General features: G+C 57.3%; 16 protein-coding genes. 10 read left to right on the top strand and 6 right to left on the bottom strand.

Going from position 1 to position 21,491, the window contains the following annotated elements; genetic code table 11:
* Window positions 1–21: 21 nt before the first annotated feature.
* Together FRC98_RS02535 and FRC98_RS02530 are read right to left on the bottom strand one after the other, a co-directional pair.
* The gene (locus FRC98_RS02535) at window positions 22–1,152 is read right to left on the bottom strand and encodes a DUF4236 domain-containing protein (RefSeq protein ID WP_146979725.1); all 1,131 of its coding nucleotides are present in this window, start codon (window positions 1,150–1,152) and stop codon (window positions 22–24) included.
* 227 nt (window positions 1,153–1,379) lie between these two features.
* Window positions 1,380–2,189, bottom strand: coding sequence for a hypothetical protein (locus tag FRC98_RS02530; protein ID WP_146979724.1), 810 nt, complete (start codon window positions 2,187–2,189; stop codon window positions 1,380–1,382).
* An 816-nt stretch (window positions 2,190–3,005) separates the two neighbouring features.
* Between FRC98_RS02530 and FRC98_RS02525 the strand changes: the two genes are divergently transcribed.
* The 8 genes from FRC98_RS02525 to FRC98_RS02490 all read left to right on the top strand — a co-directional run bounded on the left by FRC98_RS02525 (window position 3,006) and on the right by FRC98_RS02490 (window position 13,741).
* Window positions 3,006–3,917 (top strand): NAD(P)/FAD-dependent oxidoreductase, encoded by a 912-nt coding sequence (locus FRC98_RS02525; RefSeq protein ID WP_146979723.1) that lies wholly within the window; start codon window positions 3,006–3,008, stop codon window positions 3,915–3,917.
* A 32-nt stretch (window positions 3,918–3,949) separates the two neighbouring features.
* Window positions 3,950–4,831 carry an AraC family transcriptional regulator gene (locus tag FRC98_RS02520; protein WP_146979722.1) on the top strand — a complete coding sequence of 294 codons (882 nt, stop codon included), beginning with the start codon at window positions 3,950–3,952 and terminating at the stop codon, window positions 4,829–4,831.
* 306 nt (window positions 4,832–5,137) lie between these two features.
* Window positions 5,138–5,983, top strand: a complete 846-nt coding sequence (locus FRC98_RS02515) for a hypothetical protein (RefSeq protein ID WP_146979721.1) — start codon at window positions 5,138–5,140, stop codon at window positions 5,981–5,983.
* A gap of 12 nt (window positions 5,984–5,995) precedes the next feature.
* Window positions 5,996–8,620 carry a Z1 domain-containing protein gene (locus FRC98_RS02510; RefSeq protein WP_146979720.1) on the top strand — a complete coding sequence of 875 codons (2,625 nt, stop codon included), beginning with the start codon at window positions 5,996–5,998 and terminating at the stop codon, window positions 8,618–8,620.
* Entirely contained in the window at window positions 8,617–9,627 is a 1,011-nt protein-coding gene (locus FRC98_RS02505) for a PD-(D/E)XK motif protein (RefSeq protein WP_146979719.1), read from the top strand. Before FRC98_RS02510 ends, FRC98_RS02505 begins: the two co-directional genes overlap by 4 nt.
* Window positions 9,628–11,535 (top strand): hypothetical protein, encoded by a 1,908-nt coding sequence (locus tag FRC98_RS02500; RefSeq protein ID WP_146979718.1) that lies wholly within the window; start codon window positions 9,628–9,630, stop codon window positions 11,533–11,535.
* Window positions 11,535–12,467 (top strand): hypothetical protein, encoded by a 933-nt coding sequence (locus tag FRC98_RS02495; protein ID WP_146979717.1) that lies wholly within the window; start codon window positions 11,535–11,537, stop codon window positions 12,465–12,467. The genes FRC98_RS02500 and FRC98_RS02495 overlap by 1 nt, the downstream gene beginning before the upstream one ends.
* Complete coding sequence (locus FRC98_RS02490) at window positions 12,464–13,741, top strand: DUF6339 family protein (RefSeq protein ID WP_146979716.1); 1,278 nt, start codon at window positions 12,464–12,466, stop codon at window positions 13,739–13,741. The genes FRC98_RS02495 and FRC98_RS02490 overlap by 4 nt, the downstream gene beginning before the upstream one ends.
* A 4-nt stretch (window positions 13,742–13,745) precedes the next feature.
* Here the strand turns inward: FRC98_RS02490 and dcm are convergent, their stop codons facing one another.
* Window positions 13,746–14,942: a DNA (cytosine-5-)-methyltransferase gene (gene dcm, locus FRC98_RS02485; protein WP_146979715.1), complete on the bottom strand. Its 1,197-nt coding sequence runs from the start codon at window positions 14,940–14,942 to the stop codon at window positions 13,746–13,748.
* A gap of 310 nt (window positions 14,943–15,252) precedes the next feature.
* Here dcm and FRC98_RS02480 point away from each other — a divergent pair, with 310 nt between their 5' ends.
* Window positions 15,253–15,921: an HhH-GPD family protein gene (locus FRC98_RS02480; RefSeq protein ID WP_230467192.1), complete on the top strand. Its 669-nt coding sequence runs from the start codon at window positions 15,253–15,255 to the stop codon at window positions 15,919–15,921.
* Window positions 15,922–16,072: 151 nt separating this feature from the next.
* On the opposite strand, the gene FRC98_RS02475 is transcribed toward FRC98_RS02480, so the two are convergent.
* Both FRC98_RS02475 and FRC98_RS21225 read right to left on the bottom strand, forming a co-directional pair.
* On the bottom strand, window positions 16,073–17,695 hold the full coding sequence (locus FRC98_RS02475) for an MSCRAMM family protein (RefSeq protein ID WP_146979713.1): 1,623 nt from the start codon (window positions 17,693–17,695) through the stop codon (window positions 16,073–16,075).
* 135 nt (window positions 17,696–17,830) lie between these two features.
* Window positions 17,831–18,991, bottom strand: coding sequence for a hypothetical protein (locus tag FRC98_RS21225; protein ID WP_230467191.1), 1,161 nt, complete (start codon window positions 18,989–18,991; stop codon window positions 17,831–17,833).
* A 330-nt stretch (window positions 18,992–19,321) separates the two neighbouring features.
* Here FRC98_RS21225 and FRC98_RS02465 point away from each other — a divergent pair, with 330 nt between their 5' ends.
* Window positions 19,322–20,836, top strand: a complete 1,515-nt coding sequence (locus FRC98_RS02465; RefSeq protein WP_146979712.1) for a hypothetical protein — start codon at window positions 19,322–19,324, stop codon at window positions 20,834–20,836.
* A gap of 88 nt (window positions 20,837–20,924) precedes the next feature.
* Here FRC98_RS02465 and FRC98_RS02460 read toward each other — a convergent pair whose 3' ends face one another.
* Window positions 20,925–21,455 carry a hypothetical protein gene (locus tag FRC98_RS02460; protein ID WP_146979711.1) on the bottom strand — a complete coding sequence of 177 codons (531 nt, stop codon included), beginning with the start codon at window positions 21,453–21,455 and terminating at the stop codon, window positions 20,925–20,927.
* Window positions 21,456–21,491 lie beyond the last annotated feature (36 nt).

Raw genomic sequence — 21,491 nt, 5'->3', positions numbered from 1 at the left:
CCGGAGCAGACATACGCCCCATCAAGAAAAGTAGCTCTTATAACGATCCATGCTCGCCGCAAAGGCTGCCGCTTTCCCGCAATCACTAAAACAAAACACCTCATTGACCCCGCCCGGGCTCTTCACATGGATCTCACCATACTGCGCCACCGGAATCTGATAATTATCTTTAAAACGCTTATCACGAGTTCCATTCTTATTCGTCTTGGCCCATACATGGTCGATCACAACGCTGTCCCCGGGAATCGGCCCGGACTCCTGAAAACGGACCTCTGAAAATTTGAAATCGACTTCACGAATATCAACGATTCCCGGCAACCCTTCAGGCGGAAGCAAGACCAGAAGCCCCGGAAACAAATACAGATCGGGTCCATTCACATTTTCAAAACGAAGCGCCTGCCGATCCGAGACAACATTGGGGATCTCGCCGGTGTCGAGGCGAGTGGGAGTTCGAGAGACTTCCGCGCCTGCAGCGGAGCGTTTGGCGACGCGATCAATCTCACGGCTTGTCGTCACATCCCAGATACGATGACAACTTTTCAACTCGTGAAACGCTGCATCAAGTCGCTTCCATGAACCGGAAAGTTCAGGATCCATCTCCAGGCTTATGTTCAAATGACACGCCTCCAACCCTTCGTTGACGGCATCCAGCTTCTCGCGCTGCGCGTTTCGAAATGCTTTAAACCATCCGACAAAAAAGCCGACAATGAACACATAGGAGACGCCGAGAAGGACCAACGAAAGCGTGTTCATGGCCTGCGCGCGTGCTCGTTCCGCCGTTAACGCTTCACGCTCTTGATAGACCTCCTGCAGGGTCTGCCGGAGACTCACAAGCCCCTCGCTTGTGACCTGTTCCACATCGGCGCTGGCGATCACTTCAGCGGGAGCTTCGTAGACCACCTCCACCGCATTCGACCCGGACGTTGAACGGCCACCCGCCGCCGATCGCCCGGAAGCCCCCGACGTTCTCTTACTCCCGCCCAGCTTCTGACGATGCGAGATCCCCGTGCCCGGTATCCCCACATTTGCATAAGCCCCCCGCTTGCCCAGCGTTACGCTGGCCCCTCGAACCCCGATCGTGGTGCTCACGCCCCTTTTGCTCAGGTTCAACCGCACGCCTGGAAACACTTTGATGCGCTTTTGAAATCTCATGCTCCCCTCAGAACTCGTGATCGCTGTAGTTGGGTGATACCGGCTCTATACGCCCGTGCGAGGTTTGTTTCAAGTTGTAACAGCTGTAACAACGATGTCCGGCACCTGCGCTCATCGTTGATGTGATGGGATTCGCGACGGCTCCCCCTGGATCCCTACTCGCCATCATTAAAAAACCCCGGACCGCTTCCGCGGCCCGGGGTTTTTCGTTCAGGTTACGTCACCGCTTACTCGGCGACCGGCGCCGGCTCCTCCCCGCCCACCGGCTCCACCACCTCGATCTCCGCGTCGTCTCCCAACGCGTCAAGGTCTTCGGGCTCCGCAATGCCGGCGCGTCGGCGAGCGGTGGGGCGGACCTGATCGGCCCAGGCGTGCATGTCGGCCAGGCGGAAGAGGTGTTCGACGATGTTGGCCACCGGGATGTAGGTGTTGTTCCAGGCTTCGGCGGCCTGGTCGCGGCGGTTCTGAAGGTCCTGGGCGTCGCGCTCCTCGGCGCCCACCTCCACAAGCGCAGCCTCCAGCCCGGTGCGGGCCGTGCGCACCGTCTCACGCAGCTCCCCGATGTCGGGAAGGGCCAACGACAGCGCGGCCTCGGCGTTCTGGAGCGCGCCTTCCATGTTCGCCTCCACGTTCTGCGCGTACACCACCAGGTCGCGATGCACCTGGGGGGTTACCCCGATAAACCCGGCCTGCACCGCTGCCTGCGGGCTCCAGAAGCCCTCGATCACGCCGCGCACCCGGATCAACGCCTGACGTACCTCCTCTGCGGCCTCATCCCGGCGCGCCCGTGCCCGCGACTCCTCGCCGCGCTCCACCGCCAGCTGCTGTTCAAGCGCGGCGAACTCCTGATGGGCCGACTCCAGGCTACCGGTCAACGCATCAAAAAACTCACCCATCGTCAGCGTCGCCGGCGCCTGACCCCCGAAGAGCGCACGCTCCACCGCCTCGACCACCTGATCGCGATGACGCGCCACCGACGAGCGGATGTTCTCTTTGATCGCCTGACGGTTCGCTACCTGCTTTGAGATCCTCGCCATACCAAACCTCACGGTTCTACGGCCCCCCGGACAGGCCAGCTCGCCAGTCGAGCCCGGCCCCCGACTTCGAGGACAGATTATTGTTGATACGCAGACTCTAGCCCCAGATTTTTCGTTGATGCAACCCGCCATCCAAGCTCGCCAGTACGCCGGACGCGCGCTCACCATGCTGCGAACGCCATGTTCGCCCCTCTCGTCGCTGACATGCCCACGTTTTAGCCTTAGACGCCGCCGCTTCCGGCCCACCGGCCCCGGCGAAGGCTTCGCCCCGCTTCTCAGCGGCCCAACACGCTCGACACAGGCTTCGCCGCGCGCTTTTTGACGCCCCGTAACTCCCGGAAGCCTTCGCGCCCCTCCCTGGATCTGGAACACACGCCGCGAAGCGTCTCGAGACAGGAGTTCAACGCGCAGGCCCCTCGCTGAACGCTTCGCAATCCCCTCGCCTCCTCCCGGCGCCGCCCTCAGCGCTTCGCGACCACCCGCTACGTCCCCCGGTATGTCGCGAAGCCTTCGCAGCCCTCACCGCGCCCCCCAACACGTGTTCCGAACGCGTCGCAATCAAAATTTCAAATTGAAAGAGGGTCGATAAAGCGCATGCAGACTGGCCGATCGCCCAATCGACGCAAAACCATTCCTCCCTCCCCACCGGCACCCACCTCCCAACCCATCATTAAAATAAAAAGATCGAGCACTTCCAGCCAAAGATCGGCCCTACAGACGCTCCCCGGCGCTCGTTATTTTTAATGAGGGAGGCGATCCCGGCTTCCTCATACATAGCGGCCTGATCGGCCCGAACCCCCTTCCGGCGGAGTCTTTATGAGCATGATTGAAAACAACCTGGACGTTCTGATCATCGGCGGTGGCCCGGCGGCCTTAAGCGCCGCGCTCTACCTTGGCCGCGCGCGCAGGCGTGCGCTGGTCGTGGATGCCGGCGAGCCGCGGCACGCGCCCTCCAGCGGAGTGCACAAATTTTTGACAAGGGAGGGTGTCTCTCCTGCCGGGCTGCGGGAGCTGGCGTGGGATGACCTCCAGGAGTTCCCGACCATCGACCACAGACAGGCCTACGTCGACGGCCTTGTGTTTGAAGACAACCACTGGCGAGCACGCACCGACGATGGCCAGACGCTGCAAGCCCGCGCCGTGCTGCTGGCGGTGGGCGTGGTGGACGTTCACCCCGACATCCCGGGTTATGCGGAGCGCTGGGCCAGGAGCATTCACCACTGCCCCTTCTGCCACGGCTGGGAGGTGCGCGATCAGGCGGTGGCCGCCGTCGGCGGCAACGAGTACGCCCGTCATATGGGCCCCGTGCTCACGAACTGGAGCGACGACGTCATTGTGCTCTCGCATGGCGAGCCCTTTGATGAGGAGACGAAGGCGTTGCTCAACGACTTGAAGATCCCCTTCTACACGAGCCCGATCGTGGATCTGGAGGGGGAGGATGGCGCGCTTAAGACCATTGTTCTGGAGAATGGCACCCGGGTTGCGCGCAGCGCCATGTTTGTCAAACTCGGGCAGCGTCACCACGAGCTCATCCACACGCTCAAACTTCCTTTGAAGGGCGAACGTCTTGAGTTTGTCGAGGTCGACCCGATGCAACGCACGCCGCTGCCGATGCTCTGGGCCGCCGGCGACATCACCTCGGGCTTTCAGCAGGTGCTCGAAGCGGCCGCCCAGGGCGCCCGCGCCGCGGCCTCCATCATCATGACGCTGACCATGCCCGCCCACTGACCCGGCTAACTCACCCCTGCCCCGAGCCCGCCATGCCCACCCGCAAACCCGTGCTGCGCTCCGCACTTGAAGGCCACAAAACACTCGTCGTGCGCCACAGCACCGAACCCTGCGAGCGCCCCCACCACGACGCCACGGTGGTGCACGACCACGCAAGCCTCAACCTGGTGGTCAATGGCGAGCTGCGCGTCTGGCAGGGCGCCGACTACCGGGTGCGCGAAGGTGAGTTTTTGCTGGTGCCCCAGGGCGCCCCCCACGGCGCGCTCGGAGCGCCGGAGGCCGCCCGAGGCGTGGGCGAATCCTGGATGCTCGCCATCTGCCCGAGCTGCTTTGCCGTGCAGGGCGACGGGCTGATCACCGCCGCCTTCGACGAGGTCGCCGCCGGCGCCTGCGCGGTGCGCCGCGTGGACCCCGGGCGCCTACCGGAGGTGATCGCGCTTTTTAAGAGGCTGGAGAAGGAACTGGAGGCGCAGGCCCCCCACCACGATCTCGCAACCCTGGGCTTATTGGCCCTGCTCATGACCGAGGTACAACGCGCCGCTCCGCGCCCCGGCCTGGCGAGCGGGGTGACGACGCCGCCGCTGGTCACCGAGACCCTGGGGTACATCGAGCGTCACGCCTGCGAGCCGATCTCGTTAAAAGAGGTCGCGCGGGCGATGGGCAAATCCCCGGCCTATTTAACGACGCTGATCCGCCAACACACCGGCGCCACGGTGATGGAGTGGTTGACCCGGGCTCGGCTGTCGCGAGCCCGGCAGTTGTTGCTCCACAGCGACGAGCGAGTGGAGATCATTGCGGAGCGTGTGGGGTATGCGAGCGCGTCGTACTTCCACCGGGTGTTCAGGCAGGCGCATCAGGTGAGTCCGGGGGAGTGGCGGGGGGTGCATGGGGGTGGGGGGAGGCGGGATGCGTGAAAGTTCAAAGTCCTCACAAGTCTTTGGGCCAACAACCGTTTCTTTTAAGATGCCCAGGAGATTTGATCGTAATTACTCAAAAACAACACTTGATCCGTCACCTTACCTAATGTGGACTACCTCAGACCATGCTCACACCGAAGACGGGTCCGCCCATCCCCAGTCCTTCGCCTCTTGCCGGAACAAATCGCCCTCGATACAGTACGTCACAATCAACTGCCGTTGAATTTAAACGGGGAAACTATACGCGTCGCGGACAGACAGAACTTCTTGTTTGATCACAAGATTTAGCACGAGAGAGCCGATATGCCTGAGGGTCAAATCGACATATTTGAATTTCGCGGATACATTGAGGACGACAAACACACTGGAAATGTCGTCGCACACTTGATGGCTCTTGACGGCTTCTTTGAGTTCAAGGATGGACGTCCCAAGTTTCGACATCTTCCCGGGTCATGGGTGCGCTCCTATCGAACAGCGATTTATAACATAGGAAAGACCGAATCGTGGAAAACCTTCTTTGACGGCTGCTTGGCCACTTTTCAGCGAGAAGGATTACAAGATAAGGCATTCAGCGCCGATTCAACTCCCCAGAACGGTTCAGAATCAACCTCTAGCGACCGGGTTCAGGCACATACCCTTCTACAGTCAGTTCCAACTCACCCTGATCACCCTTTATACGAAGATGGTGATGCTGAGCGGTTTATCGATGAAATTTCAGACGTAATAGTCGAGCCCCCTGAGCCTGAAAGCAACGAGCCGACAGTGACCCCGATGGCAGCCGCACTCCTCGCGCAGTTGATGGCCGAACCGGCGGAACGCCCCCTGAGTCTTCAATTTGAAGTCAGCGGCTACATGGCGCTTCTTCGAGACGAACACAAAGACTCCCCCTCCATCGAAATGGGCGTAGCCACTGCGATCGCCAATGGGTTAATCACTCTTCTGAAAGAGTCTCAACTATCATCAGATTTTGACAGTGAAGACTATCGTCACCTTCAGGCAGCGGTCCGGTATTTCACAGTCAGCGAAGATGCAAATTCGGACTACGAAGCGGGCGGGTTTGACGATGATGCCGCGGTTTTCAATAAAGTAGCGCGTAGACTCGGAAGAGAAGACCTGACCGTATCACCTTCTAAACTAACCACCAAATAACAGGACTTAGCTATGAACCACATCGATAACGATCTATTGGAAGAGCTTATTGAAGATTATGGATCATTCATACTTAGCTACCCACCGACCAAGGCCAAAGGTCGCTTACTAAGATATGCCGGCGGAGATGAACAACTTGTCGAAAAAGTCGTGGCAGCCTATCACAAACGCACCAAACGCTTCATCGATGCTATCGATCCACGAGTAATACGAAGCGCACCAAATATCGAAACAAGCTATCCGGGACCTGACTTTCCACAGGCATGGTGCTGGCCGAACTATAAAAACCTGTTGCTGGAGAAAGGCTGGGGAAAGAGCACAGTCAAAAACGTCGATGACGCTACAACAAAAATCCTTGCGCACTTTCCCCACCCTGGTGAGGGTGTCATAAATACACGCGGACTGGTCGTTGGATATGTCCAAAGCGGCAAGACTGCCAACTACACCGGCGTGATCGCCAAAGCGGCTGACTACGGTTTTAAACTGGTCATTGTCCTCACTGGTATGACCAGCTCTCTTCGGCGCCAAACTCAGCGACGGCTGGATGAGGAGCTCTGCGCACAAAATCCAGAGAACTGGAACTCACTGACATCGGTCTCTCAAGACTTCCAGGGTGTCGGGTCTCCAGACTACTTACTGAACCCCAAGCATCGTCATGGCCGGGTTCTCTGCGTCGTCAAAAAGAACGTTCATATATTAGAACGAATTCGTTCATTCTTTGACGCGGCGACCGAAGAAACGCGGCGAAACTGCCCGGTGCTAATTATCGACGATGAAGCCGACCAGGCCAGCGTCAACACGCGCCAGAAGGCTGACGAGCGCAGCGCAATAAACCGTAAAATCGTTGAGATACTCGAGATCCTTCCAAAGACCGTTTATCTCGGTTACACCGCGACCCCCTTCGCGAATATCTTCATCGACCCTTCTCTTCCAGAAGACCTGTATCCGCGGGACTTTATCGTCGACCTTCCCCGTCCCCGCCAATACTTCGGTGCCGAGCGAATCTTCGGTCGAGAGATGCTTCAGAATGAAGAGGATCAAGCATCATATGATGGGCTTGATATGGTCCGCGATGTACCGGAGTCAGACGTCGAGCAACTCTGCCCTCCCAGGCGAGACAGCCGATTCAATTTTATGCCATCGATGACGCCGTCTCTCGAGCGCGCAATACTGTACTTCTTTCTTGCCAGCGCCTGCAGATTCGCCCGGGGGCAAGAACGAAAACACACGAGCATGCTCATCCACACCACCCTCTACACACACACACATGGGCAGCTTCAGTCCATCGTGAAGACGTTCTTTAGCGAGTTGGAGGATGAGTGGACCAACAGCCCGGACACACTAACGGCCCGGTTACGCGAAGTGTGGGATGAGGAACACCTTCGAGTGACATCATCCGATCTTAATATGGCTGTGGAAAAGAAAGACTTTGATGAGTTAATCCAGCATTTCAACGACGTTTTTGAGTCTTCCGAAATTGTCGTAGACAATGGCAGGATTGGGGGTGGGCTCACTTACACAAACAACGACAAAAAAGTCCATATCGCTATTGGTGGAAACACGCTCTCCAGGGGCCTCACATTGGAGGGTCTTATCGTCAGTTACTTTATTCGAACGGCATCCGCTTACGATACTCTTCTTCAAATGGGTCGCTGGTTTGGATACCGGCCAGGATACGAAGACCTCCCGAGAGTGTGGATGACCTCCGAGTTGCTGGACCAATTCATTCATCTAGCGACCGTCGAAGAAGAAATTCGTAACGATATCCGCAGATACGAATCGGAAGGACGTTCACCGAGAGACTTTGCAGTTCGGGTGCAAACCCATCCAAAGCTCGCAGTAACCTCCCGACTGAAGATGCAGAACGTCAAGCTCGCGTCAGCATCTTATAGCGACAGTCACTACCAGACCTTCCAGTTTGACCATGAGAACCTGGAGTGGCTGCAACACAACCTCCAGGCGACCCGGTCTGTTCTTCAAGAAGCCGCCTCAGTAAGTCAGCTTGAAGAGAAGAGCGGCAGCCGATCGCTCTTCAGGTCCGTTCCATATAAAATTATTTATGATTTCCTCGAAGAGTATAAATCTCTACACCAAGACTTTGATAACCGGCTTCTGCTCAATTATTTAGAGAAAGAGCATGCAGCAGGTGGTCTAACTCACTGGAATATTGGAATCATTGGCAGCAGAAATCGCGACACAATCGACCTGGGACTGGATCGGCCGGTGCACCTCGTCAACCGCTCTCGCTTTCAGAGCATTAAGCCTGCCAACATAAAGGCGCTCACGACACGCGCAGATCGGATCATCGACCTGGATTGGGAGGGAGAGCTAAAAGGCCTTTCTCACGAAACCCTGTGCAGCCTTCGAAACAATCAATATCCTGATAGCGGCCTGCTTCTCATCTACCCGATCGATAAAGACTCAGGCCCCGCAGGAGAATCAAAAGACCGAAGGGATCTTAATGCAGCGGATCATGTCATCGGCATCGGTCTGTCCTTTCCCAAGTCAAAGCTCAACGAACAAGATTATCTTCAGAATAATCTGGAAGGCTTGTTCCGGGGCGACGAACTCGAAGCGCAGATTCCCGAGGAAGCAGATCAAGATGTTCCTGAAGACGAAGAGGAATTGGAAGGATGAAGTTGCAGCTAAAGGACCAATGGAAATTGATCGCCGGTGAGATCACCGAATCGGGCCTCGCTCTCAGTGATCTGAAACTTCTTCCCACAAACACCCTGACGGCCTGGGGTGATATCTACCTGGGAATCGACTCAAAGGGACGGCGCCATGTGATTGTTCCTGTTCCTGACAATGCGAATGAGGAGCGAGAGGACAACAGTCAAGGGATTTCGATCGAGGTACGACCCTATATCGTATCGGGCAAAGAGGTTCTGTTCTGTGATATCGCCTGTAAGTTGGAGGAGCTTAATGAGCTCTTTACGGTTGTCGCTCAGGATATCATTGACCACCTACTGAATGAGCCGGACGCTTCCCCATTTCCTTTGGCACTAAAAGTCCTCGAGAGATGGCGACAACTTCTCGAACGCATGCCAGGGCGGGTGCTCTCCAAAGGAAAAGTTGCAGGTTTAATGGGCGAACTTCTGTTTCTGTCAAAGCTCGCGGATAAGTCACCCGACGTTTTAAACCACTGGGTGGGTCCAGATGGTGCCAGTCACGATTTCGTTTCTCGAAATATTAATGTCGAGGTCAAAACGTCGGCACGCGAAAATGGACGACATATTTCCGTCCAGTCTTTGGAGCAGCTCGATATTTCGAAAGAACAAAAACTCTATTTGTTTTTTGTGAAAATACGAACGCCCACCGGAACCGGTATGACGCTGCCTGGTATGATTGACGAGCTTCTCCTTAAAGGAGTGAATTCGATCGATCTCCACAAAAAGCTTTTGGCAGCAGGTTATCAACCGGACCAAAAAGAGGCGTACTTGGAGCAGCCTCTTCAATTTGTAGAAGCCTTTCTCTACCGCGTGGACCACGCTGGCTTTCCCCGTCTGACGAAAGAGAGTTTTGCGGACAAGCTCCCCGAGGGCATTGGTAAAGTGAGCTATGAAGTGAACCTCGACGTACCGTCGCTCTCTCCGCTAAGCGAAGATGAAGTCAGCACCCTACTCGTAACGATGAGGCAGTAGATGGAACGTCTTGAGTTTCTCGCAGAACACGTTTCGGAAGTTGGAGGAATCACCGGAGGAGGCCTGGGGAAACTCCTCGGCGCACCCGACCTGAGTCCACTAGAGTTACTTATTCGGGAGTCAGTCCAGAATAGTTGGGACGCTCGCCGAGAGGACGAAACCTCAATTCACTTCAACGTCGAATTTAAAGAGATTCGAAATGAGGAGCTGACAGCTTTTCGCAATCACATCACGAGTGGTCTGACGCCAGCCAGCCCAGAGCCGTTAAAGAAGCTCGGCACGGGCTCCAAGCAAGACGTCTTAATCGTCAGTGATCGAAACACAAAAGGACTTGGAGGTACCACGCGCTCGGACGTACACACCGAAGGCACAAGTGATTTTGTGAACTTTGTCTTTATGATCGGGGAAACAAAGCCTTCTACAGACCACCAGGGGAGCGCATCTGGCGGCAGCTATGGCTATGGCCGTTCATCATTTTTTCGGGCGAGTCGCGCAAAAACTATCCTGGTACATTCTCGAGCTCTCGTGGAAGGCCAACTTGAAAGCCGATTTGTGGGCATTTCATGGCAAGACAAATACCATAATAACGAAACAAAAGTAATTTACACAGGTCGCCATTGGTGGGGTGTCCGAGATGAGAATCAGAGATTCGGTCCACTCGTAGGTGACGATGCCGACACGTTGGCGATGTCACTGGGGATGGATGTCGCAACAAACCATGAATCGGGCACTACTGTCATGATTCTCGACCCTGTCCTTGAACCTTATCTCGCTGAAGAGAATGATGGGGATCGAGCAGTTCCCGATGTCTCACCTCAAGATCAGATTGTCTCCAGTATTATTTGGAATTGTTGGCCACGAATCATCGATGAAGCGATAAAATTTTCAGTGCGATGGAACGGCGAAAGTATTGAAATTCCCGATATACGAAGGCACCCGCGGCTGCGAGTGTTTGTGCGCGCCTATGACGCCATCCGAAAAACCGAATCTTCCAGCGCAATGGCTAGCTCTTTTGACATCAAACTAAAAAGACCTAAACGCCTTCTGGGACAGTTAGGGGTAGCCAAACGCCCCTTTGAGAAAGGTGGTGACACTTTGGCGTTCTCTTGTCCCGTGGGGGACGATGAGCCGCTTCGCCACGTCGCTTTGATGAGAAACACAAGACTCATCTTGAAATACGTCCCGATGAAGGTAGCTCCCGTAGAGGGAGAGCAGTTCGCCGGCGTGTTTCTTACAGATCGAGAAGTAGAGGGGATTTTTCAGCGATCAGAGCCACCCTCTCACGATGACTGGGTCGCGGCTCACCTTTCGACGCGAGTGGAACGTAGCCATATTAATGTGGCTTTTGATCGGATTGAGAAGAAGACCCGACAATTTATCACACCTTCCCCCACCAACATTGCCACGACCTATCATCGCTCCGTTGCAGGGCTCGCAGACCAACTTGCGGGGGCTCTTCCGGGTCTTGATACGACCTCAAGAGGAAAACAAGCTCGTAACTCACCGCTTAGCTCGGGTGGATCGAGTGCGCGTAAGCCGAAGGTCACCTTAGGAACCCCTACTCGAAGAGTGGAAGATGGGCGCACGCTTCAAGAGATTCCTTTTAATATCAAGCACCTACGGCTGACATCAGGTTCAACCCTCATCTTCGAAGCCCGGGTCGTCATCGCGGGTGGAGGGAAAGAGTCCAAGAGCGTCACAAGCTTCGAACAACCTGTTTTTCGAAGGGTTGTTTTTGGCTCCGAAGACGTTCAACAAGATTCGTTGAATCAACCGGAAGTCACCTTACAAGTTCCTGCAGATATTACCGAGGGTTTGCTTCTCTTGGAGCAACCCTCCGACTGTTTCGTAGAGTTGGCTATCAAGACGGAGTCGTTCACAGACGATGAAACTGGGGAGGTGGCCTAATGGCGAGCCTACGTCTGAGCCCCTTTGTCCAGCTTCCCAACGAAGCTCCGCTGGAGTTTCTGCATGCGTACGAGTGGTACGAGGCCACTGGAGCCAAAACCTGGGATTACCAGGTGGATCTTTCCTACTCCCGAGTACTCGAGCTCAACAGGAAGGCTATCTGGGAGCATTGCTGCCTGGCAGAGGACGCTACCATTAGCATTTTCGCAGAGTGGTCCACGTCTCTGTCTAGCTACGCCCGGGCACGCAGTCCGGAACAGATTCTGACCTGCAGCAACAGTGGGGACAATCATGAAGAAATTGAACTTCATCTTCCGATAAAAGGGTCCGAGGTCGGAGGAGAACTCTACCTGGAGACCATCATCATCGTGCATGACCCCGGCAGTACGCGTCTCCCCGGAGCAACTCAGGCTGGAAGTATTCTTTGGTCGGACCGAGAAGCGGTCACCCTTGAAGCCCCCGGGGCCCGACTGCCCATATGCGTAGAAAACTTTGGGAACTTTCCGGCAAAATTCGATGATCCCAACGCATCCTGGCACGTAGAACTCACGTTGGATGGCTTGGAGCACTCTGCTTCCGTGGGAATGGTAATTTATTTAAACTCACGCAAACGAACTTTAGTGAGCCTGTTAACACCCGAGGAGCCGTCTGCCGCGTCGACCCTACTGATTGAAATTTTACGATACGATGTTCAACGACAACTACTAATGATGGCACTTCGTCATGAAGCATTTACGGATCCGAATCACGAATATTCTGAAGGCAGCCTCGGCAGCTCATTGCGAATGGTATTACGCAATATTTTCGGCCAGTCCTCTCTTCCGGAGATAAAAAGTTTGTTCGCAGATGCGCCAGATCGATTTGAGTCGCAATTGCAGGGCACCAACCTCAAAATCGAAGATGTACTAAGCGCTGTAGAGGAGGAGAGATGAAAACGTACTTGTTTCCGCGATTAAATTCGGCGAACTCAAAGTTACTTGCCGAAAAGTACAGCCAGTTATCACCGGTTCAAATCAGCGAATGTAATGTCTGGGACGCATTGGAAGGTGTCACGTATGCGCCGACAGGAGGAGTCAAACTATCTGAGGACGGTTTAAGCTCGCTCCGGTCCGAGTTGTTGTCACTCGCCAGGGGAGAGGGGTTTCCCGATTCTCGCACACTCGAAGGGCAGCGTAGTTTCGATTTGAAGCTCTCTCGTCGCCTTCTTAATCTGCCGATTGTGAATGCAGAGACCTTGAGAGATGAGGTCTGGGCCTACTTAACTTGTCGGCTTGTTCCGGAGATTGTTGCATGGCGATTCGGGCGCGAAGATGACGAAGGTTGGAAGACATCGCCAGAGCGCCTATTACCGGGGGTACGAAATGCATTTCAAAGGCTCTGGTGGCGGGTCGCTATTTTGCGCGACCCAACGAATGAAGAAGATGAGCTTTGGCTACTGGACTCCACGGCGGGAGGTTTAACGGAAGATAATTTCGTACAACTTCTGGAACGCCCTGGAATTTCGACCTATCGCAACTTAACTCAGACGATTGCTCATGAGTTCGTGCGATATCGGCAGTTCGTTAAAAGCACTGAGAATTTATCTGAGGAAGATCTCTTGAGGGAGGCTATGGTTCGCATTTCTCGACTGGGCGCTTTCGCTAACCTCGATGCTATTCCGGAAGAGAAACGGCTGGATTCGATCCGAAACATATTCGCCGAACGAATTCTTGCTCATGGGGGACGAGTTCCCTCACCAGGCAGAGTCTATCGAGGATTTGCGGCGCGCCAGCTATCAACGGTCGACTTACCATCGTCAACTAGCAATCAGCATGAAATCCAGGGAGTTAAGGAGCTCCGTGCACTGCTGGGAGATGACACGAACGAGTTGGATTGTATCTGGAAACTATATTTTGGCGATGGCACTGTCCGTGACGCACAAACTTCAACAGTGAAGTGGTACGACGCACGAGCTACCAATCCAAACCGTTCAGAATGGCGGCTCTATTATCCCGCGAAGAAGACTCCAATGGAGAAGGCCATGGAGGGAGATATGGTTCTCTTTGCGAGTCTTATAGGGGAAGACCGCGTTCACGCCTTCATTCTACCCAAAGGGACACCAATCTACCTTCAGGTGCGTGGTGCCCTTGACGCGATCGGCGTATCCGAAGACGTTCCCGATGAAATTGAAGAATACCTTCGGGAGCAGTTGCATCGTCGCGTGTGAACACTCAACGTCCAATCTGCGCCATTAAAGAGGGGATGCCATCTAGCTGAAGCTGTTCTTCCGGGGGGGCAGCGTGCGGAAGTTGTTTCAACAGTTCGGGTTCGCGCAGGTAGCGGTCCATCGTTTTAGCGATGGCAGTGACGACGGGCACGCAGACACTGTTGCCAAATTGCTTATAAGCCTGCGTATCGCTTACCGGTTGAAAATAGCCGTCATCTTCTCGGTTAAACATTCTGAGGAAATCTTCGGGAAACCCTTGAAGCTGAGCTGACTCGTAGGGTGTCAGCCGCCTCGGTCGCTTCTTTTCTCCCTGATTAATTAAAACCTCAGACCCATCCTTATAATAACGTGCACTTATGGTTCGGGTATAGCGTTCTTCACCAGTAAACACACTACACCCAAAGCCATTTCCGAGCGCCTGATGCTTTGCCTTATATTCTCGCAAATAACGCCAGAGATTCGGTGTGAGGGTATATTTCTCCGGAACATTCTCATGCGGCTCAAGGATATATTTAACCAGGGGCCATTCAACTATCGTTTCATCTACGCTTTTTGAATATCTTTTGCGAAGTCGAGTTTTTTCAATCACCAACCCTTGTTCAACCTCGTCCCAAAAACCGCTCCAATCAAGATACTCTGGCAAGTCGAAGTGCTCACGGTTGAAACCTACGATAAATATTCGTTCTCGATGCTGGGGAACGACCCGTGCGGCGTCTATGGTTTGATCGGTAAAAACATATCCTGCTTCAGACAACAGTGCCTGGATTACTTTCCAGGTCCTCCCCTTATCGTGAGAACGTAAGTTTTTGACATTCTCTAGCAGAAAAGCCCGGGGCTTTTTTTCTTTTAATATCCGCTGTATATAGAAAAACAAATTACCTTTATTTGGATCATCGAATCCGTGGGCACGTCCCAGGGAGTTTTTCTTTGCGACCCCGGCCAGCGAGAAGGGCTGGCAAGGAAACCCGCCTGTCAACACATCATGATCTGGAACATCGTCAGGTTCTATACTTGTGATATCTTCATTAAACACATGCCCATCTGGATCATTAAAATATGCCCTATATGTCTCCCTCGCCCATTTGTCGATCTCGGAGGTCATGACGCATCTCCCCCCCTGGCGTTCAAACGCGATCCGGATTCCGCCGATACCGGCGAAGAGATCGATAAAGCGGAAGTTTTTGTCTTTGAACGCATTCATAGGGCTCTCCTGTCCGGACAGCGATGGGTAGGCGACAACTCGCAGGATTGGGCGGATATCGTTGACGGTCGGAAAAACAGCGCCGTCCTCAATAGTTGAACAGAAAAGTTAGGCTCGCCTTTAAGGCCGGCGAGGAAATTTACTACACGCCCGTTCCGTATATCTTTCAGACATCGGTTGCCGGCATCGTCGTTTTCGGCCGGACAACCTGCGCATTCGTATAGCCCGACGAGAGCCATTCGTACAGTGCTTGTCGCCGACAAGCAGGCGTTAGTAGCCGTTGTGCCCTTCTCTAACAAGGCAAGAAGTTTTGGCCGAAATCGTTGTGGATTCACAGGTTTGGAAGTTCGTCCAGACACAGATTGTCGACTGGTGGTCCGAAGACGACCACAACTTCCCCTGGCGCGCTCCGGATGAAGAGTGGCGCCTTCTCGTGACCGAGGTCCTGCTGCAGCGAACACGCGCTGAAACCGTGGCGGACGAACGAAACGTGTTTTTTGCGCGCTTTAACTCGCCAGCGAGTCTCGGCGATGCCTCCGAAGAAGAGGTCGCTGAGGCGATTTATTCGCTCGGCCTGGCATGGCGGGCGAAATACCTTCGTGAGCTTGGGGCGGCTCTCGCTAAAACCGATGGCGTCGTTCCCGACTCCACCGACGAGATTCGCGAGCTCCCTGGTGTGGGTCCCTATGTCGCGGGAGCCTTTCAGGCGCTGCATCGCAACAAACACGCTTCTTTCGTGGATGCCAACGTCGTGCGTCTGCTGGCGCGCTTCTTTGGGTTTGAAAAGGATGGCGAGACCCGTCGCAAACGCTGGTTCCTTAAGTTGGTCGAACAGCTCTTCGACCACGACTATGAGCCGCGCACGTTCGGCTACGCCCTACTCGATTTCACGCGGGAGATCTGCGCGCGCAAGGCGCATTGCTCGAAATGTCCGCTGCGTGAGCAGTGTACGTTCGGGCAAAACTCTATGTCTGAATGAGTGTTTTTGGGTTCGAAGGTGGTGGCAGGCTGAGACGTCACCGCAAACAACCGGCACCATCCGCCCTTTTATCTGCTCTCTACACCAACAAAAAACGCCCCCGTCCCGGGGGCGTTTTTTCATTCATCGCGACGCTATCTCGACGCGCATCTCACTGCTTAAAAAACACGCCCCGCAGATCTTCGGTGGTCGCGATCGCCGAGTCGGCGCGGTAGGCCGTGGCGCGGAACTGGTAGTACATCCCGTCCTCGAAAGGGCCCTCGTAGGCGACGCTGAGGTTGGCGCTGCCGCCGGCGGGGGGGATGTCGTTGGCCTCCCAGACGATGTCGCCGTAGGCGTTGAAGACGACCACATTGTAGCTCTGGGCGTTGCTGGCCGGGCCCCAGGTGAGCGTGGGGGGCTCGCTGAGACCTTCGGGGCCCTCGGCGCCGGGGCTGACGGTGTCGAGGGCGGCGGTGACCTTGAAGGAGGGCGTCACCTCAAAGCTACCCTGGCCGGCTTCAATGGTGGTGCGCACGAGCTCGGTGCCAGCGATGCCCTCGTCGGGGTCGCGTACAAGCTCGTCGTTCTCAAAGCCGGCGAGCACGTAGTAGTCGCCGGCGGGCACGCCTTCGATGGTCCAGGCGCCGTCGACGTTGGGCGCGCCGCTGCGCGGCGCGCGCAGGCCGGCGGGCACCTCGCCGCGCACCGAGGTCTCGTCGAAGGTGGAGGCGACCACAAAGACCACCGAGCTCTGCAGGCCGCCGGAGGCCGCCACGATCTGAATCTGGCCGCTGACGTCTTTGAGGCCCTCGGCCGACTCGGTGAGCACCACGTCTTCGACGGCCGCGTCGGCCATCGTCACCTGCTCGGGCTCCACCTGGGTGCCGGCGATGTAGCCGCGCAGCTGATACTCGCCAGGGGGCACGTTGAAGATCGTAAACGCCCCGTCACGCGCCGAGACGCCGCTGATGCCGGTGTCCGGGTTGCTCTCGGCCACGACGAGCACTCCGCCCAGGCCGCCGTCAATGTCCACCCGGCCGCTGATCGACGAGAAGCCCTGCTCATCCTCGGGAAGCTGCAGGAGCGCCACATCGGTCTGGGCGGTGTCGATGACAAGTCCGCCGTCTTCGGCGTCGACCACCGCGGTGGTCGCGTCGATCGGCAGCGCGGTGCGCAGGCCGCCGGGGAAGGTCTGGAAGTCGGCGGCGCTGCCGCGCAGCGTAAAGAACTGCTGCACGGGCGCGCCCTCCGCATCGCGAAGCGCGGGGATCTGCAGGCGGTAGGTGCCCGCCGCGTCGCTCACCGAGACGTCGCTCAGCGCGCTTCCCTCTTCGTTGAAGGCGATGATCTGCGCGCCCTCGATGGCATCAAGGGTGGCCGAATCAAAGACCTGCCCCTGCACATAGAGCGCGGTGTGGCAGCGATCTTCGCCGCTCTCGGTCGCCTCGCAGACCAGGCCCGGGGCGCACAGGTCGTCGGCGCGGTCGCAGGCGGCGGCTTCACTCAGCAGGCAGCGCGCCCCCTCACCATCGTCCGGCACCAGGCAGCTGGCGTTGGGCCCACAGAGCGAGGGGTCTTCGTCGGTGTCGCAACGCCCGCCATCGGGGTGCAGGCAGCGGTTCGTGCCTTCGGCGTCGGCCCGGCACTCCAGCGCAAAGTCGCTTCCCTCACAGGGCTCCGCCACCTCCGGATCACAGACCTCGCCGGGGCCGGCGGCGTCGGAGCAACCTCCGCAGGCCTGCGCAAAGACCAACCCCAACGCGGCACACACCATCCATCGTGCGTTCTTCATAAAACGTTTTTACAGCGCGTCGCTGTAGCGCGACGCAAATTGATTCAGTTGTAGCGAAAAGTGCTGTGGAGGAGTCTACAACCGGCGCGCGGCCGGCGTCAGCCTGCGAGATGTTACGAGGTGTTTCGACGTATCCTACGGGCGACGGCGGAAGCTCCCCCGCACCCAGAACGCCCTATGGCTGTCGATCCCCAGCGTCACCGCACCGCGTCGAATGTCGCCATTGGCGCGGCGGTCATACTGGAAGCGCCACCCGGCTGCGGGCACCGCAAAGACATAGTCGATGGTGGCACCGCCGATGATGCGCGAGCGGGGGTGAAGTGAAGTTGGATCCCACGCCGGGTTGCAGCGGTTGGCGTTTCGGGGGCGGTTCAGATCGCCCGTGACGATGACGTTGCGCCCGCGGTTATGCTCGCGGGCGACCTCGTCTTTGAGCACGTTCCAGGCCTCGCGCCAGTAGCGTTTGCGGCGCTCTACGTTGGATTTGCAGCTCCAGGCACCGGCGATGAGGTGGGTGTTGATGATCGAGAGGTTGCGCTCCGGCAGATAGACCACCGTATGAAAACGCGTGGAGCTCACCCCGGCCCAACCCGCCGAGGCATAGGCAGTGCGCACCCTTAAGGTGTCTGCGCCGCGCACGGTCACCGGCACGTTAACACGCTCTCGCCCCCCGCCTGGCCGGGTGCCCCTGGGGCGGCGAGTATCCCAGCCCCATTGGGAGCGAAAGCGATCTCGCACGGCTTCGATCTCGCAGGTGGAGCCGCAGGGGTCGGCCGCGCCGATCTCTTGCCAGCCCAGGATGTTGGGCCCGTTTTTAGGGCCGATGTTGTCGCCCACGCGATCGATGACCGTCTCCATCGCCGCGCGGTCGGCGTAGTTGCGACCGATGTTCACGGTGGTGAAGGTCATCACCGCTTCAAAGGCGGGGTTCACCGCGGGCTCAGGCTCAGGTTCGGGTTCGGGTTCGGGTTCGGGCTCAGGCTCAGGCTCAGGCTCAGGCTCAGGCTCAGGTTCGGGTTCGGGTTCGGGTTCGGGCTCAGGCTCAGGTTCGGGTTCAGGTTCGGGTTCGGGTTCGTAGGTGTCCGGCGCAACGCCGGCGTCCTCTTCCGCGTCGGCGTCACCCCAGCCCGCGTCGTCGAGCGCGACATCGTGGAATGCGGCGTCTTCAAACCCGCCGGCATCCTCATCAAGCGACCAGTCTCCGGCGTCGCTCTCCGTCTCACTCACCATCCGAATCGAGGGCGGCATACACCCCACCGCCAGCCCGAGGAGCACCACCATCGCGCCACGAGCCACATGCCTTCTCAGAGACCGACCGCAGGACATTGCTTGAGCGTTCATCCGCATTCCTTTCGCGCAAGAGGCTCGGGGAAAGGCATGATCCCAAACCATGTAGGTGTAGGTAGCACCTGTTCAGAATAGCCTCCGAAACACAATTGCTCAAACTGTCCTCTGTGTGGTCTTCGTTTCCCTGTTCGGCGCTCTTGCCCTAAGGTCTGGCACACGTCCACCTGATGTCGAGTTATGGGTTGAGCTGGATATGATGAATCTTCGCGACACGTGTTTTTTCAGCAGCCTGCTGGCGTCATGCGGCTCCGGCTCACACTCTTCTGGCAAGGTGGCGCGATGAGCACAGACGATCGACACTTTCCTGCGATCATCGCCTTCGGGCTGTGGGTGTTACTGGTACATGCGAGCTGCGGCCTGGGCGATGCACAGGGGCCTGCGCTCTGCGAGAGCACCTGCCTCACCGCCAACGACGGAGTCTGCGACGACGGCGGCGCCGGGGCGGCCTTCGACAACTGCGAATACGGCACCGACTGCAACGACTGCGGTGAGCGCTTTGCCGGCGAAGCACCGACCGCGCCACTTTCTGTGGCGCCGGTATGCGACAACACCTGCCCTCATGCCCATGATGGCGTGTGTAATGACGGCTCCGGACAGCAATCCTTTCCCCTGTGTAGCCCCGGCAGCGACTGCGCCGACTGCGGCCCTCGCGAGGACATTCAAGCTTGCGAAAATGACGCCGACTGCGGGCTCTGGCATATATGCGGCTTGAAAGGTCGCTGCCAGGAGCCGGAGTTTGAGGACCACACCGAACACCTCCCGCTCTTTGAGCGCGAGGTGCGCGCCGGCGATCTTACGCAGGCCGCCTTCGAGCTTCCCGCCGGCGTCTCCTCGGCGTTCGTCGTTATCGAGGCAGCCTCCTCCCGCGACGGCCTTACGCTGCAGCGCGTATTCGATCCCCGAGATCGTTTCATCTTCGACGCCGAGGCCCCGGAGAACGATCGCATCAAGGTGTTCCCCCGGGAAAGCGGCGGACAGCTTGTGATCTACCTTCATAACACCCCCGACCTCACCCTTCTCGCTGGCGAGTACGGCCTGCAGTTCACGACGACCTGGCCCACCGAGGTGCGCGCCTCGGTGCTGGTCAAGCGCCTGCCTCGTGAGCCGCGTGGCGCGCGTCTTCAGGTCAACCTCTGGTTCGCCGACGACACCCTGGTCGACGCTGATAACGCGCCCTACGACACCAACTTTCAGCTGGCCCTGCGTGAGCTGCGCTCGCTCTACGCGCGCAAACGCATCAACATCCATCGCGTCACCTACCAGAACCTCGCGGAGGGTCACGCCCGCGCCTTGAGCGTTCCCCAGGGCGTCGATTCAATGTGCGCCAACATGCGCGACGCCTTGAGTGAGACCACGCTACCGGGGGTCAACCTCGTCATCGCCAGCCACTTCGCCTCGGGCGGCCTCCTGGGAGCCTCGTGCGGCATCCCCGGCATCCCCTCCTGGCCCGGACTCTCGCGCTCGGGTGTCGGCGTGGCTGGCTACCTCATCTTCGAGGATCCACAGCTGGCGGGGCACGTCATGGCCCACGAGATGGGCCACTACCTGGGGCTCTTTCACACCACCGAGCTCGATGGCATGAACTTCGATCCCATCCACGACACGCCCCAGTGCACGATAAGCTACGATACGAACTTCAATGGCATTTTGAGCGCCGACGAATGCGCCTACCGCGGTGGTGGGGACAACACCATGTTCTGGACCCTGCCCTCCAGCGACGCGTTCACTCAAAAGAAGACATCTCCCGGTCAACGCCATGTGCTCATGCGAAACCCGATGGTCGAGACCTACTGAGCCCTTCACGCGCCCACAAAAAAAGCCCCCGTCCCGGGGGCTTTTTTTCATTTAAAGTCAGATACTTGCATGGAGAAAAACCCTCCCATCACTGCGCCCGATACACCAGCCTGTAGGTCACCGGAAGCGGCAGATGTTCATTCTCCAGGCGCACGCGGATCTCCATACGCCCGTCGTCCAGCATGCGGTAGTCGGTGCGGAAGGGGCCGCCTTCGGTGAGCATCGTCACACGCACCACCTCACCGCGCAGCCCGGCGGTAAAGTGCACCGTCTTGCCGTCTTCTCCCTCCCGCGAGATGCGCTCGCCAGAGAGGGGAATCGCCACCGGGGTGCGATCTTCGCCCTGCACGGTAAAGGTCTCCTCGCTCTGCTCGATGCGCATGCGCGTATCAGGGCCATCGCTCTTTTTGAGGTAGCGCCGGGCCAGCGCGCGTTTGATGGGGTTCATCTCTTCGAGCGTCGGCTCAAAGGCCGCCAGAAAGTCGTCGCTTGCCGCCTCATCGAGCACGTAGCTGCCGCTGAAGTCGGGCGTCTGGGCAGAGGCAGTAGAAGCAAAACCTGTCGCCAAAAACGCCATCGCAAAAAACGACGTGATCAACACCCTGCGCAGCATCTGCATAAACAATCCCCGGAGAAGGTCGTGGCCATCGCCATC

This window comes from Lujinxingia vulgaris (assembly GCF_007997015.1).
Classification (GTDB): Bacteria; Myxococcota_A; Bradymonadia; order Bradymonadales; family Bradymonadaceae; genus Lujinxingia; species Lujinxingia vulgaris.
This window is presented reverse-complemented; position numbering and strand designations above follow the sequence as displayed.

Coding starts and splice junctions, on each gene's coding strand:
- FRC98_RS02535 (WP_146979725.1), bottom strand. CDS start 1,152: ATGAGATTTCAAAAGCGCATCAAAGTGTTTCCAGGCGTGCGGTTGAAC.
- FRC98_RS02530 (WP_146979724.1), bottom strand. CDS start 2,189: ATGGCGAGGATCTCAAAGCAGGTAGCGAACCGTCAGGCGATCAAAGAG.
- FRC98_RS02525 (WP_146979723.1), top strand. CDS start 3,006: ATGAGCATGATTGAAAACAACCTGGACGTTCTGATCATCGGCGGTGGC.
- FRC98_RS02520 (WP_146979722.1), top strand. CDS start 3,950: ATGCCCACCCGCAAACCCGTGCTGCGCTCCGCACTTGAAGGCCACAAA.
- FRC98_RS02515 (WP_146979721.1), top strand. CDS start 5,138: ATGCCTGAGGGTCAAATCGACATATTTGAATTTCGCGGATACATTGAG.
- FRC98_RS02510 (WP_146979720.1), top strand. CDS start 5,996: ATGAACCACATCGATAACGATCTATTGGAAGAGCTTATTGAAGATTAT.
- FRC98_RS02505 (WP_146979719.1), top strand. CDS start 8,617: ATGAAGTTGCAGCTAAAGGACCAATGGAAATTGATCGCCGGTGAGATC.
- FRC98_RS02500 (WP_146979718.1), top strand. CDS start 9,628: ATGGAACGTCTTGAGTTTCTCGCAGAACACGTTTCGGAAGTTGGAGGA.
- FRC98_RS02495 (WP_146979717.1), top strand. CDS start 11,535: ATGGCGAGCCTACGTCTGAGCCCCTTTGTCCAGCTTCCCAACGAAGCT.
- FRC98_RS02490 (WP_146979716.1), top strand. CDS start 12,464: ATGAAAACGTACTTGTTTCCGCGATTAAATTCGGCGAACTCAAAGTTA.
- dcm (WP_146979715.1), bottom strand. CDS start 14,942: ATGAATGCGTTCAAAGACAAAAACTTCCGCTTTATCGATCTCTTCGCC.
- FRC98_RS02475 (WP_146979713.1), bottom strand. CDS start 17,695: ATGAAGAACGCACGATGGATGGTGTGTGCCGCGTTGGGGTTGGTCTTT.
- FRC98_RS02465 (WP_146979712.1), top strand. CDS start 19,322: ATGAGCACAGACGATCGACACTTTCCTGCGATCATCGCCTTCGGGCTG.
- FRC98_RS02460 (WP_146979711.1), bottom strand. CDS start 21,455: ATGCAGATGCTGCGCAGGGTGTTGATCACGTCGTTTTTTGCGATGGCG.